Raw genomic sequence first — 15,231 nt, forward strand, 5'->3', positions numbered from 1 at the left:
CGCTCCCGAAGCTCGGCCGTGAGGCCGATTCGCACTCGCCCGATCCGGGTGCGCACACGGCCGGACGGCCGCCCCGCTGTCACGGGACGGCCGTCCGGTGGTGCTGTCACCAGCCGGTTCGCCCGGCTCCGTACGGGTAGAGCGGGTTGCCGTACGTGGTCGGCACCGGCTGCCCGGCGTCGATCCGCGCCCGGATCTCGTTGCGCTGGGCCGCGGTCGCGCCCAGGTCGTAGGGCAGGTCCCAGGCCTCGGTGGCGTCGGCGAGCACGTCGCTCCCACCGGGCCGCAGCACGTCGGTCAGCGCCCGGGGCAGCTGCCACGGCAGCCTGCCGCTCGGCGCGTAGTCGCCGAACAGCAGCGACGCCAGCGCCGGGCCCATCTCCTCGCCGCCGCGATAGGTGACCACGGTCGCCCCGGCCAGGCCGTCCCATTCGGTGATCACGTACGGCCTCGGCATCACCAGCACGACCACGACCGGGATGTTCTGGTTGCGGAAGTTCTGGATCACCGCGAGCTGGTCGGCGGGCAGGTACGGCTGCTCCTTCACCCAGTTGGTGCCGTGGGTGTAGGAGCCCTCGCCGACGGCGACGACCGCCACCTTCGGCGCGGGCCCGGTGTCCTGGTAGACGTTCACCCCCGCGGTCGCGGCACGGGCCCGGATCGCGTCGATGATGTTCTTCGACCCGTACTCCTGGTGGAAGTAGCTGGTCCAGATGCAGCAGGCCAGCGCGTCCGTCGCGCGCGGACCGGCGACGACGATGTTGTCGCCCGCGTTGAGCCGCAGCGGCAGCACGCCGTTGTTCTTCAGCAGCGTCATCGCCTCCCGCGAGGCCTGGTTGGCCAGCGCGGTGTACGCGGGCTGGTGCATCCGGTACGGCCCGTTGACCGGGTCCCCGTACGGCGCCTCGAACACGCCGAGCTGGAACTTCAGCCGCAGGATGCGCCGGACCGCGTCGTCGATGCGGGCCGCGGGGACCCCGGCGGTGAAGGTGCCGATGGAGTAGCCGGGCGCGCCCGGGTCGGCCCCGCCCATCACGTCCGAGCCGGCCTTTGCTGCGCCGACCCAGGAGCCCGAGGGCAGCCAGTCGGTCGTGATCAGACCGGTGAACCCGAGGTTGTTGCGCAGGTACGCCAGAATCGGCGCGCTGTCGCCCGCTCCCGGGCCGCCCGGGTCGAGCAGCGAGCTGCCCGCGTACCCCGGCATGATGTTGACCGCCCCGGCCTCCATCGCCGCCCGGAACGGGATCATGTGGTACTTGATGGTGACCGCGTCGTACACGATCAGCGCCTCGCCGCCCGCGCCCTCGCCCGGCCAGTGCTTGACCGTGGCGAGCACCGACGCCGGGTTGAGCTCCGGGCCGCCCTGCAGACCGGCCACCAGGGCTCGCACCTGCGCCGCGGCGACGTCGGCGTTCTCGCCGTTGCCCTCCTGGATGCGCGGGTAGAGCACCTTCGTGCCGACCTCGGCCAGCGGCCCGAGCACGCCCCGGGTGCCGACCTCGAGCTGCTCGCGCCGCTGCATGTCGCCCAGCTTGTACGCCAGCGGGTAGTTCCTGGTCGCAGCGAGGGCGCTCTGCGTCGGGTAGGTGGTCTTGTAGCCGTGGATGGTGTCGCCCGCCGACACGAACGGGATGCCCAGCCGCGTCGACGCCGACGAGGTCAGGAACCCGTGCAGGTCCGGTCCCTCGGCGGGGCCGAAGTGCCAGCCCGACCGGTTGAACGTCTGGGCGTTGTAGAACATCTGGTACGCCTTCTCCTCCAGCGTCATGCGCCCGAGGAGATCGGTGACCCGTGTCTCGACCGGCTGCCGCCAGTCCTCGTACGGTTCGATCGCGCCGTTCTTGTTGAGGTCCCGGCTGCCGTTGACGACGTTGACGCCGTCGACGACGTTCTCCAGCACCGGCAGGTACACGCTGAACCGGCGGATGTTCGACACGGCGATCGTGCCGCCGGAGCCGTTGACCGCCACCGCGTACCACTTGTAGGTCCACCGGTCCGGCAGGTCCCAGGTCGGGGTGTAGGTCGTGCCGGTCGGCTCGGCGACCTTGGTGTACAGGTCGATGAGGTTGCCGGGCTGGGTGAAGTCGTAGTCGGTGCGGCTGATGTTGATCCAGACCTGGTAGCGGGCCGCACCGCCGACCGTGTTCCAGCTCAGCGCCGGGCGGCGGGTGGCGGTGACCATCGCCGCGTCGGCCGGGCCGGTCAGCGCGAACTGCCCGGTGGTCGCCGGGGGACGGGTCGGGCCGGACAGCATCGGCGGGGTGGTCGCCGACGTGCTGACGGTGCCGAACACCTGCAGCTCCCACAGCGAGTAGCCGTAGCCGGTGGCTCGTGCGGTGCCGTAGAGGCGCAGGTAGCGACCGCTGCCGCTGATGTTCAGCGTCTCGGTACCGCCGTTGCCGGTGGTGGTCGAGTGGATCGTGGTCCAGTTCGCCGCGTCGTTGGACGTCTCGATCCGGTAGCCGCGCGCGAACGCGGACTCCCAGTTCAGCACGACCCTGGAGATCGTCGCGGCGCCGCCGAAGTCGATCCGGATCCATTGCGGGTCGCTGAACTGGCTGGACCAGCGGGTGGTGGTGCGGCCGTCGAGCGCGGCGGCGGGCGCGTTGCCGCCCTCGTACGACGATGCTTCGACCTTCTTGAACTCGGAGATCGGCGTACCGCCCGGGTTCGGCGGGGGACTGGGGCTCGTGCTGGGACTCGGGCTGGGGGTGCCGCCGATGGTGCCGAAGACCTGGAACTCCCACAGCGAGTAGCCGTAGCCGTTGGCGCGCACGGTGCCGTACATCCGCACGTAGCGCCCGCTGCCGGTGACGGCGAGGGTCTGCGTGCCGCCGGTGCCCGTGGTGGTCGAGTAGATGTTGGTCCAGGTGTTGCCGTCCGGCGACACCTGAATCTGGAAGCCGGTCGCGTACGCCGCCTCCCAGACGAGCTTCACCTGGTCGATCGCGGCGGTCGCGCCGAGGTCGACGCGGATCCACTGCGGATCGCTGAACTGGCTGGACCAGCGGGTGCCGGCATCGCCGTCGACGGCGGCCGTGGCCGGGGTGCCCGCGCCCTCGATCGATGAGGCGAGGACCGGCTTGCCCTGGGAGATCAGCGGCCCGGCGGCCTGTGCGGGCACCCCGGTCAGGGACTGTGCGAGCAGTGCGAGCGCGACGGCGACGGCCGCCGCCAGGCCCGCTCGGCTGCGCCACGGCAGCCTGACGGTAGATCTGAGCGACATGGGCTGCTCCTGATGGAGACGGGACGGGACAGGCCCAGCCGGGTGGGGGACGGCCACGGTCGGCGGGACCTGTTGGAGAGCGCTCTCCGAACAGAGTCATCGAAACGAGCCGATTAGTCAACCGTTGTCGTGGCTCAGCGGACGTAGGCCGCAGCGAGGGCGCTTCCGGCGGCCGAGGTCGTGGGCGCGACCCCGACCGCCGAAGCGGGATCAGGCGGCGACGGCCTCGCGCCTGCGGGCGAGGTATTCGCCGACACCCACGTGCAGGGCGAGGTTGAGGATCGCCGGGAACGCGACGAGGAACTCGAACACGCCCGGGGAGGCGTGCTCGGTGAACTGGGCGGTGAGGATGCTCCACGGAGCACCGCCGAGCAGCACCGGAATGCTGAGCAGCACGGTGCCGAAGCCGGAGCCGCCGCTGGGATCCCCCGAGCCGACCACCACGAACACCGCGACCAGCGGGATCACCAGAAGGGCGTGTACGAGTACGGCCAAACGTCGTACCGAGACAGTCATTCGGAGGAGGTTAGCGGGGTCCGGGCCGGGGCGAAACCCTCTCTACCCACTGCAATCGGTACATCACTCGCTGCCGTCATCCCGCCATACATGGCGACAATGCAACCCGTTCGGGTGGCGGCACGCCCCGGAACGTCGGATGCCACCCATATGGTGGGGCCGTATCAGCCGAACGATGGGGGTTGCACCATGTCCGTATCCGCCAAGACCGTCACCGGCGAGCGCGCCGACCTGCTGGAGACGCTGGGCAAGCACCGCTTCTTCCTGCGCTACACCGCGCAGGGGCTCAGCGACGAGCAGGCCGCGGCCACCCCGACCGCCAGCGCACTCAGCGTCGGCGGCCTGGTCAAGCACGTGACCGCGATGGAGAAGCAGTGGATGGGCTTCGCGGTCGGCGGGGCCGCCGGGATGGGCGCCGACGACAACGGCGAGGTCGACTGGGCCGACGGGTTCAAGATGACCGCCGGCGAGACGGTCGAGGGGCTGCTCAAGGCATACGAGGAGGTGGCCCGGCACACCGACGGGCTGCTGACCACCCTCGACCTCGACGCGGCGCACCCGCTCCCGGAGGCGCCGTGGTTCGAGCCGGGCGCGCGCTGGTCGGTGCGGCGGGTGGCGCTGCACCTGATCGCCGAGACGTCGCAGCACGCGGGGCACGCCGACATCATCCGCGAAACGATCGACGGCCAGCGCACCATGGGGTGACCGTGGCCCTGGTGGCCCGTGTGACCAGCACTCGCGTGCCTTTATCCGGTGGTTCACCCGCCCGAAACGGCAGGTGCGCAGCGTTGAGGGCTCACCCACGGAAAGGGGAAGCCCATGTCGACGATCGAGGACGCGGCGCAGGCGGCGAAACCGGTGGTGGCCGGGTACGACACCGCGGGCGGTGCCGCGCTGGGCATGGCCGCCGACCAGGCTGCGGCACAGCACACCGGGCTGCGCGTGCTGGTGCGGCGGGGGATGCCGGTGTGGACCAGCCACCTGGCGATGGGAGTGTGCCCGCCCGCGGCCTTCGAGGACCAGGACCCGGCGGCCGGGCTCGCCCGGGAGGCCGTCGGGCGGCTGCGCCACGACCACCCCGGCACCATGGTCACCCTGCACGGCACCGCCCGCTCGCTGCCGCGGGCGATGCTGCGTGAGGCGGCCGGCGCGGCCATGCTGGTGACCGGCCGCGATCCCGGCCACCCGGGCGCCACGAGCCGGCTGGCCGGGCGGGCCGGCTGCCCGGTGCTCAGCGTGCCCGGCGGGGCCGTCACCGCGCCTGACGCGCCCGTGCTGCTCGTGGGCGCCGACGCCCCGGGTGATGCGGCCGAGTTCGCCATGGCGGAGGCGTCGGCCCGCGGGGTGCCCGTGCTCGCTTGCGACCTGGGGCCGGCCACCGGGGAGTTCGCCGACGCCGTCGTGCGGGCCGCGGACCGCCACCCGTCGGTCGAGGTGTACCAGCAGGGACGGGCCGGCCTGACCCGGACCCCGGCCGGGCTCGCGGTGCTGCGCACACCCGCGCGGCGGCGGGACGCGGCGTGGCCGCTGCTGACCGCCCTGCTGCGTGACGCGCCATACCCGGTCGCCACCGTCCCGGCCACGCGCTGAGTGCGGACCGGCCGGGCAGTGCCGCCCGACCGGTCCACCTGGCCCTCACGGTGTCGCGTCGCCCCGGCGAACCAGGACGCGACCGAGGGAACGCCTGACTTACCGACTTGGTGGGGCCCACAACCAGGTCTGCGCGCTGAGCTCGGCGCGGGTCTGTTCCGGCCACCGCGCGCCGCCGAAGACGAGCAGCCGGTTGCCCGCCGCGACGACGGTGTGGCCGGTGACCTCGTCCTTCGTCAGCGGCGGGAGCACGCTCCACCTGCCGGTCGCGGCGTTCAGGACCGGGCCGGAGCTGCTCGCGTACACCGCAGAGGTCGCGTTGAAGGCGCTGCCGCCCCATTCGGCCGGCGGTGGATCGGGCAGCGCCGACCATGTTCCGGTGGCCGGGTCGAGGACCCCGCCGTTGTGGTAGGTGCGTCCCCAGTTGCCGACCTGGCCGCCGTCCGCGCCACCGAGCGACGGGTTGACCAGCCTGCGGCCGTCGACCAGCCAGGGGCCGGTGGACAGCTGCTGCGAATCCGGCAGCCGCCGCCACGTGCCGCGGGCCGGGTCGAGCAACGCCGCGCGGGCCACGGCGGGCTTGTCCGCGCCCGGGTTCGGCACCAGTTCGCGGTCGAACAGGACCAGCTCCCGGCCCGTCCACACCATGGTCCGGTCGAAGCCCGCGCCCAGCGGGTCGGCGGGCAGTTCGGCCCAGCGCCCGGTGTCCGGCCGGTAGCGGTAGTCGGGACCTGCCGCCGTCTCTTCGCTGCCCCGCATCGCCACGAGCATGTTCCCCGCCGCGACCAGGACCGACTCGGCCGCCGGGGGCAGTGCGGCACGCTCCCACCGGTCGGCCGCGATGTCGTACGCGAGCAGCACCTCGTCCTCGCCGGTGCTGCGCCCCCGCACGTACGCGGTGCCGCCGACGACGACGCCGTGCATCCAGCGCAGCGCCACCGGCATTTCGGCGAGGCCGCGCCAGCGGCCCGTGTCCGGGTCCACGGCCGCGGCCTCGCGCAGCGGGCTGGGGTCTCCCGCGCAGTCGGCGCCCGGCGGGCACGGCTCGTCGATGCCGCCGATCAGCAGCACCTCGCGGCCGGTCCACAGGCCGAGTGCCTGGGCGCGCGGGCTCAACGGCGACCCGGGAAGCGCCCGCCACCCCGGCCCGGCCGCGGGCGAGCCCTCCTGCTGCGACGGTGGCGCCGCGCAGGCGGCCAGGGCCAGCACGGCGGCCAGCACGACGGCGGTCGTGGCACGAGTCATGCGCGGTTGGACCGTCCGGTGCGGCCGAAGGTTCCCGTTTCCGGCAGGGATCGGGTGGGTGACGGGACTTGCCTCTTCGCCTCGGCTGAACGGCGGTCCCGTCTTCGGGAGCGGGTCAGCGCGATCGATGCCGGTCGCGTAACCTGCCGCGGATGGACGTGCAGTCGTCGGACGCCGCGCAGACCCGGCGCGGTCGGCACCTCATCGCGTGGTTCCAGTACACGATCGTCGCAGTGTTCCTGCTCGGCGCGGTGTCGCCGCTGCTCGCCGCGGCGGTCGGCACCGGGGACTGGGCCGGTCTGGCCGGCCCGAGCCGGGATCGCTACGGCGACCCGAAGGACTGGAACCCGCCCGTCGGCCCGGACTCGGTGTGGAACCCGCTGGCCTGGCTCGTCGAGATCTCCCGGTGGATCGTGATGACGTCGCTGATCGTCCTGCTCGGCTTCACGGGCGCGCTGATCGGCTTCGCCCAGCTGGCCGGCCAGCGCGGGAACCTGAGCCGCGGCGCGTCGGCGAACCTGCTCGCCGGCACGCTGCTGTGCGCGGGGATCGCCGTGCTCCTGCTGACACCGTACGGCGGCCAGCTGCGCAACTGGCTGCTCGACTAGGCGCGGACGCCGTCCTGATCGACTGGTGCGGCCGCCGGTCCCGCCGTGGTCGTCCACCACGGACGGGACCGGTGCCGCCGCCTCGCGCCCCCGTTCATTTCGCGAGGAGGTCTGCCAGCCCCGCCGGGTAGAGCGGCGTGATGTCGCCGAAGCCGCTCAGCGGACGCCACAGCACGGGCGTCCCGGCGTCGTCGAGGATCTCGCCGACGTGGTCGCGTTCGTACAGTGAGCGGTCGGCCAGGTCGCAGGCGAATACGAACACGATCTCGTGGCCTGCCCGGTCGTACGCCTGGAACAGGTTCTCCAGCACGCCGAGCAGCCGTACTCCGGTCAGCTCGACGGCCAGCTCCTCACGCATCTCCCGATGCAGGGCCTGCGCCGCGGTCTCGCCGAACTCGATTCCGCCGCCGAGCGGCCGGTAGAAGGTCTGGTCGCGGGTCCGGTCATGGCCCCGGAACACGAGCACGTCGTCACCGCGCCGGGGCACGGCGAGGGCGATGTTTCTGATGGAGGTCATGCCCGGAACCTAGACGGCCGACCGCTGCGCGGTCAGCTGCATTACCGCGTCGGCGGCGTTGCCCGGACCGTCCACGGTGGCGTAGATGTCACGGATACGCCGCGCAGCCGCCCGGTATGACGGGTCCGTCAGCATCCGCGCCGTCTCGCGAGCCAACCGCGGCGTGCCGGCCTGGTGGGGCGCGATCGCCGACGCCGCACCGACCTTCTGGACCAGGGCGACGTTGAGGTCCTGCTCCGCGTGCAGCGGTATGCCGAGCAGCGGGGTGCCGCAGGCCATCGCCGTCTGCACGCTGCCCTGTCCGCCCGCGGTAACCGCGAGGTCGACGCGCGGCATGACCAGGTGGCTGGGCAGCACGCCGCCGACGCAGGTGCGCTCGTCGGCGAGGTCGCCGAGGTCGTGCACGGTGCCCGCGACGAGCAGGCGCACCCTGAGCGGCCGCAGGGCCTGCACGATGCGCCGGACGAAACGCGGCGAGGTCGAGGTGACCGCGACGTACACGGTGGGGCCGGGGTGGTCGAGGAAGTCCGCGACGTGGTCGGGCAGGCCGATGTCGAGGTGGGCGAACAGCGGGCCGCTGTAGCGCAGCCGGGTCGACGGGCGCAGGTGCCGGCCGCGGGGCCGCCACGCCGCCAGCTCGGCGGCGGGCACGCCGAACACCTCCGGCACCTCGGGCACCAGGGCCAGGTCGCCCAGGACCAGCGCGCCGAGGCTGGGCACCCCCTCGATCCCGAGGCGCGCCGCGACCCGGTTGAACCCGCCGCAGTAGAAGCGGGTGCGGGGCAGGATCCGGTTGGCGATCACCCGTCCGGCCCGGCCGGGCAGGTGACGGGCGGCGCGCCAGGTCGGCGCGGGCACCAGGCCGCGCTCGAACGCGGCGGGGACCCAGCAGCAGGCGTGCTCGGTCACCAGCGCGGCACCGGCCAGGCGCGTGGACAGCATCGTGGTCAGGGTGTATCCGGTCACGACGGTCCGCACCCCGTGCGCGCGCCAGTATGCCCCCTCGGCGCGGACGTAGGTCTCCAGCTCGTCGTCGGGGTAGATGCTCTGCCGGGGATCGCCGAGCCCGGTCGCGTTCGCGACGACCTGGGCCGAGCGGGCCGGACTCATGTGCGGTCCGACCACGTCGTAGGGGATGCCCGCGGCGTGCAGCAGCGTCTCGTAGGTGCCGCCGTGGGTGACCATGCGTACGCTCGCGCCCCGCTGCGCCAGCGCCCGGTAGATTTCGATCATCCGGGAGGTCTCGGACAGGTAACCACAGTGCGGCATGAGCGCGATCTGGTGTTCGACGGCCATAGTTAGGTAATATATTGCGCATGTCCACACGCGACAAGTCCCCGTTCCTCGACGACGACCTGACCCCACCCGTCCGCGCTTTCCGTGCCACCCTCTACCTGGCCCAACGGCTGCGATACCTGATGGACGAGCGGTTGCGCGCCGACGGCCTGACCACCCAGCAGGCGGCCCTGCTGACCCTGGTCGGCGCCCTCGGCACACCCTCGCTGAAACAGGCCGCCGCGGGTCTGGGCAGCACCCACCAGAACGTCGCCCAACTCGTGCAGGCCCTGCAACGCAAAGGCATGCTGGAGGTGCGCGACGACCCTGCCGACGGCCGCCGCAAGCTGCTGGCGGTCACCGCGGCCAGCCGGTCCTACTGGGCCGCCCGCGACGACGGCGACCACGCCGCGGTCGCGACCTGGTTCACCGCCCTGTCGGCGGCCGAACTCGACACCTTCGCCGCGCTCGCCGACCGCCTGGTGTCCGCCCTGGACCAGCGCCCCGACCGGACCTCGCGGAGCAGCGCCGAGGCGACCGCCGCCCGCGCCGAGCCCGCGCCCCGGCCGAGGGGCTGACCCGTCCCGTGCCTACCGCGTGCCCGAGCGCGCGGCGTGCACGGCCAACTGCACCCGGTTGGCACTGCCCGTCTTCGTCATCAGGTTCGCCACATGCGTCTTGACCGTGGTCACCCCGAGGTGCAGCCGTGCCGCGATCTCCGGGTTGGACAGGCCCTGGCCGACCAGCGCGAGCACCTCGCGCTCACGTTCGGTGACGCCCGGCAGGGCGGGCACGGCCACCGGTGCCTGCTGGTGGCGTACCGCCTGCTCGACCAGGCGGCGCAGCACCGCCGGGCTGAACGGGCTGTCGCCGGCGGCCGCGCGGCGCACCCCGTCCAGCAGCTCGTCCGGGCTCGCGTCCTTGACCAGGAACCCGCACGCGCCCGCGGCCAGCGCCGGATACAGGTGATCGTCGTCGTCGAACGTGGTCAGCACGAGCACCCGGGCCGACGGGCGCTGCGCCAGGATCCGCGACGTCGCCGCCGTGCCGTCGACTCCCGGCATGCGCAGGTCCATCAGCACCACGTCGGGGTGCAGCTGCTCGGCCAGCCGCACCGCGGCCGCACCGTCCGCGGCCTCACCCACGACCTGCATGTCCGGCACCGACTCGCACAGCATGCGCAACCCGGCCCGGACCAGCTGCTGGTCGTCGACGAGCAGCACCCGGATCACGCGGCGGCCCTCGGCAGCGACGCGGACAGCAGCCACCCCGCGTCCACCGGCCCGGCCTGCAACCTGCCGCCCAGCACCTCGACCCGCTCCCGCAGACCCACCAGCCCGTGCCCGCCACCGGGCAGGCCCGGCGACACGGGACCGCCGAAATCACGCAGGTCGAAGGCCACCTCGTCACCGCCGAGGCGGATGGACAGCCGCGCCCGGGCGGCCGTGCCCGCATGCCTGGCCACGTTCGCCAGTCCCTCCTGGGTGAGGCGCAGCAAGGCCAGCGCCGTACGCGAGTCCAGCCGGATCACCTCGGGGTCGATGTCGGCCTGCACGTTCAGGCCGATGCCGTTGCTGCGCTCCACGGCGGCCTGCAGCGCCACCGGCAGACCCTGCGGGTCGACGAAGAACACCTGCTGCGCGGTGCCCGGATCGCGCAGCACCGTGACCAGCTTGCGCAGGTCGGCCAGGGCGCTCGAACCGGTCGCGTGCACGTCGTCCAGCACCTGGCGCACCCGCGGGTCGTCCACCCGCAGTACGTCGCGCGCCACCGCCACCCGCAGCACGATCGAGGCGACGTGGTGGGCCACCAGGTCGTGCAGCTCGCGGGCGATGCTGGTGCGCTCGTCCGCCCGCACCTGCGTCTGCTCCTGCGCGGCGCGGGCGGCGGCCTGCCGGTTGAGCTCGCCCAGCGCCCGCACGTGCAGGCCCAGCAGCAGCGGCGCGGCCACCGCGGCGGCGGCGCCGTACGCGACGGTCTGCGGGCGGCCGGCGAACTCGTTCTGGTCGGAGACGACGTGCGCGGCCAGGCCGAGCCCGAGCCCGGTCCACACCCGCCAGCCGCCGCGGCGCGCGCCCAGTTCGAACATCGCCCAGGCCAGTCCCACCGTCGGCACCGTGTCGTTGTCACCGCCGACGAAGGAGCCCAGCCCGAGCAGCAGCGACACCCAGACGACGGACGCGAACGGCCACCGCACCCCGATGTACGCGAACAGCAGCACGCCGATCGCGAGAGCCAGGTCGACGACGCTCACCGACCGGCCCTCGGGCGTCAGCGTGAGGTAGCCGATGCCGCTGAGGACCACGAGGGTGAGGCGGACCGCGGTGTACCGCTCCTCGAAAAGCCGCCCCACCCACAGCATGGCGGCCATCCTAACCGGACACCGGCACCCGCGGCCGCCACGCGACCAGCCCGGCGGCCGCGGTGGCCGCGAGCAGCCCGCCCGCCGCGGCCAGCGTGAGCGCATCCGGCGCGAGCAGCGGCTGACCGCGCAGGGCCTGCCAGGTGACCAGGACGAGCAGCCCGGCGTAGGCGAACGAGAACACGAACACCAGGCGGGTACGCCGCACCACGTCCGTGACCAGCGCCGGCAGCAGCATCGCGAACAGCAGCAGTGCCTGCAGTCCGTGCATGCCGACGAAGTGCCCGATGCGCAGGTCACCGCCCGTGGTGCTCCAGCCCGTCAGCGGCATGCCCGGACCGCCGTCGCTCACCCCGACCGCATGTGCGCCCATCAGCGTGTCCACACCCTGCTCGTCGAGCGCCAGCTGCTCCCCGGTGGGCACCACCATGGTGAACCCCTGCAGCAGGCCGAGCAGGAGCAGCAGCATGCCCAGCCGGACCGCCCAGGTGCTCGCCCGGTCGGGCATGCCGTCGCGCCACAGCAGCACGGTCAGCACGACGGTCGCCACCCACAGCACCACGATCGTCGCGCCCATGGCCCGCCACAGGACCTCGTCCAGCGGCGTCGCCTCGTTGAAGTGGCTGGCGCGGCCGCGCGCGGCCTGGAACACGATGATGCCGACCTCCAGCACGGACATGAACACGATGACGTACGCCGACCATCGCGCGACCCGCTGCCCACGCCGCAGGTGGCCGAGAAGCCAGGCAAGAGTCAGCCCGTAGACGACGAACGAGACGGCGAACTTGGCCGGTTTCAGCCAGACGGGCTGCCCGCCGACGGTGCGGTCGTCGAGGACCAGGCCCACCACGGCGACCAGGAGCAGGGCCACCATCACCGCGGACAGCCAGGTGAGGGCGCGGCTGCCGTGCAGTGCCGCGCGTAGCGGAGCGATGGTACGCGAGAGAGGATTCATGGCCTCGACGCTCGCGGACGCAGCCCCGCCGCGACTCCTGCCGTGAGGCCGGATCGCCCTCCTGCCACCGGCCGGGCCTCCTCCGACAGCAGGAGGCCGACCGGCCCCGGCCGGCGTCGGGGTGATCAGCCCGTCAGGTGGTCGCCTCGGCCTGGGCGGGGACCGTCAGTTTGGCGGTGAGCTGGGTGAGGGTGCCCGCCAGCTGTCCGACCTGGCCGGTCAGCTCGTCGACGCGCGCCCGCAGCGCCGCGGCCTCGGCTACGGCCGCGTCCCGCTGGACCGTCAGCACGGTCACGTCGGTCTGCCGCTGCTGCGCCAGCGTCTCCGCGGCCGACCGGGCGGCCTCCGCGGTCGCGGCCGCGTTCCGTGCCGTGGCCAGCTCGGCCCGCAGTGCGGTGAGCTGTTCCGCCTGCTCGTGCCGTACCGCCTCGGCCGCGGTCCGGGCAGCTGCGGCGTGTTGCTGTGCGCGGAGCAGTTCGGCCTTCGACGCTTCGGCCTCGCGCCCGGCCTCCTCCGCGGCCGCGCGGGCCAGGTCGAACGCGGCCTGCACCTGGTCGGCCGCGGCGCGGGTGGCGTCGCGGTCGCGGTAGGCCTCGACGCGCAGCGCTTCCGCGGCGGAGTGTTCGCGCCGGGCGGTGTCGCGTTCGGCGGTCGCCGCGACAGCGGCTTGGGTGGACTCGGCGGCTGCCCTGGCGGCCTGTTCGGCGAGGTCTCGCTGCTCGGCGACGCGAGCCTCGGCGGCCGCGACCGATGCCTGGGCGGCGTCGCGGGCTTCCCGGACGGCCGTCTCGGCGCGTTGCTCGGCCTCGCGCACCGCGACTTCGGACTCGGTCTTCACCCGAATGACCGCCTCGGCGGCCTCCCGGGCGGCCCGGGCAGCACGTTCGGCCTCGTGGCGGGCCTCGTCCCGTTCGGTGTGCGCGCCCGCGACCTGGTGTGCCGCCTCGGCCCGGACCTCGGCGAGCTGCCGTTCGACGCCGGTGGGGGAGAGCTCGGCCTCCAGCGCCTCGGCGAGCGTCTCGGCGACCTGTTCCAGCTTCTCGACGACCTCGTACGCCTTGGCGACCTGCCCGGCCAGGCCGGGGGAGTTGCGGTGGCGCAGCCGGCTGTTGCGGGCGGCGGACTGGCAGGCGCCGTCGTTGTCACGGCAGTAGCGGAACGGCCGCCCCGCGGCGGCGCGCTGCGCGACCGGCTTGCCGCAGTACGCGCAGGGCCGGGTCGTCTCATCGGGGTGCGGTGTGGACATCAACTGCGCAGCGTAGTCGCTGGCGGCCGAGCCCGGTAGCACGTCCGTTCGCCGGCGACGGGGTGGCACGGTCCGCCGGACGCCCATACGCTGAGCCCCGCACCAGAACGGGGAGGACATGAGCATCCGGTACGACGATGTGCTTGCTGGGCTGCGGCAGGCCTACGACGGCGGTGCCGCCGCGCGAGACACTCTGGAGAAGGAGCCGTGGACGGTCGCCGAACGGGCGGCGTTCGAAGCACGGCTGCGGGAGGAAGGCCGGCACAGCCTGCTGGAGGTCGGGGCCGGAACCGGGCAGGACAGCCGGTTCTTCATGGACGCCGGCTACGAGGTCGTCGCCGTCGACCTGTCGCCGGAGATGGTGGCGCGCTGCCGGGCAAAGGGCGTGGACGCCCGGGTGGCCGACTTCCTCGACCTGGGCCTGCCGGGAGAGTCCGTCGACGCGGTGTACGCGCTGAACTGCCTGCTGCACGTGCCCGACGCCGACCTGCCGACGGTGCTGGACAACATCCGCGGCGTGCTGCGTCCCGGCGGCCTGTTCTATGTCGGGGTGTGGGGCGGCCGGCACCACGAGGGCGAGCTCGACACCGACCAGCACGAGCCGCGGCGGTTCTTCGCCTGGCGCACCGACGAGGCGCTGCTGGCGTCCGCGCGAAGGTCCTTCGAGGTCGAGGATTTCCACGTGGTCGCCGTCGGCGAGTTCAAGTTCCAGTCGCTCACCCTCCGCCGACCGCGGTGAGCGGCGCACGGGGACTGCCTACCGCGGCTCACCCGGCCAGGAGCGTCCTGTTCGGGCGATTTGCACTTGTTGCGTGATCCTGGCGCTGTGCCTCCTCGGGCCGACGACAGCGAAGGCCGCCCGGGGAGCCGCCGCCGTGACCGCGGCCGCGTCCCGCCTGGTGACGGTGGTTATAACGCCGGGTCGGCGACCGGTCGGGGCTGGTAGCCTTCGGCCGTGCCCGGGACCATTCTGTTCGATCTGTTCCATACGCTGCTCGACGGTGCTGATGCGGAGCGGGACCGGGTCGTGGCGCGAATGGGTGAGATCGTCGGCGTGGAGCCGACCGCGCTGGTGCTGGCGTATCACGTCACGTGGCGCGACCGGCTCGTGCGGTGGTCCGCGGAGGAGACGGTGCGGCTGCTGGCCCGGCGGCTGGGTGGCGACCCGTCGCCGGAGCAGGTGGCGCGCGCGGCCGCGCTGCGGCTGGAGCTGGCGTCCTGGCTGCTGAATTCGGCGCCGGCGAGCACGCTGGTGGCGCTGGACGGCTTGCGTGCGGCGGGTTGGCGGCTGGGGCTGGTCAGCAATGCGACGGCCGAGGTCGCCGAGGCATGGCCGAGTTCGGGGTTGTCGCGGCGGTTCGACGTGGCGGTGTTCTCGTGCGTGGCCGGGGTGGCCAAGCCGGAGCCGGGGATCTACCAGGCGGCCGCGGCGGCGCTGGGGGTCGCGCCGCAGCGGTGCGTGTTCGTCGGCGACGGCGCGGACGGCGAGCTGGCGGGAGCCGCCGCGGTGGGTGCGGCCGTGGTGCGTACGGCGGAGTTCGTCGACCGGTCCAGCGTGTGGGCGGGTCCGGTGGTGGGTTCGCTGGCGGAGCTTTCCGGCCTGCTGGGTGAGATGCCCGTCGGTCGGGGCGTCCTGCAGCGCGGGGCGAGCGCGGCGTAGAGCCGTCCGCGCGTCGCGACGCCGTCGGATC

The 15,231-nt window shown here is 73.4% G+C and carries 15 protein-coding genes; 6 read left to right on the forward strand and 9 right to left on the reverse strand.

Going from position 1 to position 15,231, the window contains the following annotated elements:
• Positions 1-106: 106 nt before the first annotated feature.
• Entirely contained in the window at positions 107-3,226 is a 3,120-nt protein-coding gene (locus FLL47_RS37045) for a discoidin domain-containing protein (RefSeq protein WP_144127326.1), read from the reverse strand.
• 210 nt (positions 3,227-3,436) lie between these two features.
• Positions 3,437-3,742, reverse strand: a complete 306-nt coding sequence (locus tag FLL47_RS37050; protein WP_144127327.1) for a hypothetical protein — start codon at positions 3,740-3,742, stop codon at positions 3,437-3,439.
• 189 nt (positions 3,743-3,931) lie between these two features.
• On the opposite strand from FLL47_RS37050, the gene FLL47_RS37055 reads away from it, so the two are divergent.
• Together FLL47_RS37055 and FLL47_RS37060 are read left to right on the forward strand one after the other, a co-directional pair.
• Entirely contained in the window at positions 3,932-4,447 is a 516-nt protein-coding gene (locus tag FLL47_RS37055; protein WP_144127328.1) for a DinB family protein, read from the forward strand.
• Positions 4,448-4,561: 114 nt separating this feature from the next.
• Entirely contained in the window at positions 4,562-5,332 is a 771-nt protein-coding gene (locus tag FLL47_RS37060) for a hypothetical protein (protein WP_144127329.1), read from the forward strand.
• A 99-nt stretch (positions 5,333-5,431) separates the two neighbouring features.
• Here FLL47_RS37060 and FLL47_RS37065 read toward each other — a convergent pair whose 3' ends face one another.
• Positions 5,432-6,577, reverse strand: a complete 1,146-nt coding sequence (locus FLL47_RS37065; RefSeq protein ID WP_144127330.1) for a Kelch repeat-containing protein — start codon at positions 6,575-6,577, stop codon at positions 5,432-5,434.
• A 152-nt stretch (positions 6,578-6,729) separates the two neighbouring features.
• Between FLL47_RS37065 and FLL47_RS37070 the strand changes: the two genes are divergently transcribed.
• Positions 6,730-7,185: a hypothetical protein gene (locus FLL47_RS37070; protein WP_144127331.1), complete on the forward strand. Its 456-nt coding sequence runs from the start codon at positions 6,730-6,732 to the stop codon at positions 7,183-7,185.
• A gap of 94 nt (positions 7,186-7,279) precedes the next feature.
• On the opposite strand, the gene FLL47_RS37075 is transcribed toward FLL47_RS37070, so the two are convergent.
• Both FLL47_RS37075 and FLL47_RS37080 read right to left on the reverse strand, forming a co-directional pair.
• Entirely contained in the window at positions 7,280-7,702 is a 423-nt protein-coding gene (locus FLL47_RS37075) for an NUDIX hydrolase (RefSeq protein ID WP_144127332.1), read from the reverse strand.
• 9 nt (positions 7,703-7,711) lie between these two features.
• A complete protein-coding gene (locus FLL47_RS37080) occupies positions 7,712-8,998 on the reverse strand; it encodes a glycosyltransferase (RefSeq protein ID WP_144127333.1) in 1,287 nt (428 codons plus the stop codon).
• 20 nt (positions 8,999-9,018) lie between these two features.
• Here FLL47_RS37080 and FLL47_RS37085 point away from each other — a divergent pair, with 20 nt between their 5' ends.
• Positions 9,019-9,555 carry a MarR family winged helix-turn-helix transcriptional regulator gene (locus tag FLL47_RS37085; protein ID WP_144127334.1) on the forward strand — a complete coding sequence of 179 codons (537 nt, stop codon included), beginning with the start codon at positions 9,019-9,021 and terminating at the stop codon, positions 9,553-9,555.
• Between the two features lie 12 nt (positions 9,556-9,567).
• On the opposite strand, the gene FLL47_RS37090 is transcribed toward FLL47_RS37085, so the two are convergent.
• The 4 genes from FLL47_RS37090 to FLL47_RS37105 all read right to left on the reverse strand — a co-directional run bounded on the left by FLL47_RS37090 (position 9,568) and on the right by FLL47_RS37105 (position 13,540).
• On the reverse strand, positions 9,568-10,209 hold the full coding sequence (locus tag FLL47_RS37090) for a response regulator (protein WP_144127382.1): 642 nt from the start codon (positions 10,207-10,209) through the stop codon (positions 9,568-9,570).
• The gene (locus FLL47_RS37095; RefSeq protein WP_144127335.1) at positions 10,206-11,339 is read right to left on the reverse strand and encodes a sensor histidine kinase; all 1,134 of its coding nucleotides are present in this window, start codon (positions 11,337-11,339) and stop codon (positions 10,206-10,208) included. The genes FLL47_RS37090 and FLL47_RS37095 overlap by 4 nt, the downstream gene beginning before the upstream one ends.
• Before the next feature lie 10 nt (positions 11,340-11,349).
• On the reverse strand, positions 11,350-12,294 hold the full coding sequence (locus FLL47_RS37100; RefSeq protein ID WP_186316138.1) for a hypothetical protein: 945 nt from the start codon (positions 12,292-12,294) through the stop codon (positions 11,350-11,352).
• A 133-nt stretch (positions 12,295-12,427) separates the two neighbouring features.
• On the reverse strand, positions 12,428-13,540 hold the full coding sequence (locus tag FLL47_RS37105; protein WP_144127336.1) for a serine/threonine protein kinase: 1,113 nt from the start codon (positions 13,538-13,540) through the stop codon (positions 12,428-12,430).
• Between the two features lie 118 nt (positions 13,541-13,658).
• Here FLL47_RS37105 and FLL47_RS37110 point away from each other — a divergent pair, with 118 nt between their 5' ends.
• Positions 13,659-14,279, forward strand: a complete 621-nt coding sequence (locus FLL47_RS37110; protein WP_144127337.1) for a class I SAM-dependent methyltransferase — start codon at positions 13,659-13,661, stop codon at positions 14,277-14,279.
• Between the two features lie 216 nt (positions 14,280-14,495).
• Complete coding sequence (locus FLL47_RS37115; protein ID WP_144127338.1) at positions 14,496-15,200, forward strand: HAD family hydrolase; 705 nt, start codon at positions 14,496-14,498, stop codon at positions 15,198-15,200.
• Positions 15,201-15,231: the final 31 nt, after the last annotated feature.

It is taken from the genome of Catellatospora sichuanensis (assembly GCF_007483665.1).
GTDB lineage: Bacteria > Actinomycetota > Actinomycetes > Mycobacteriales > Micromonosporaceae > Catellatospora > Catellatospora sichuanensis.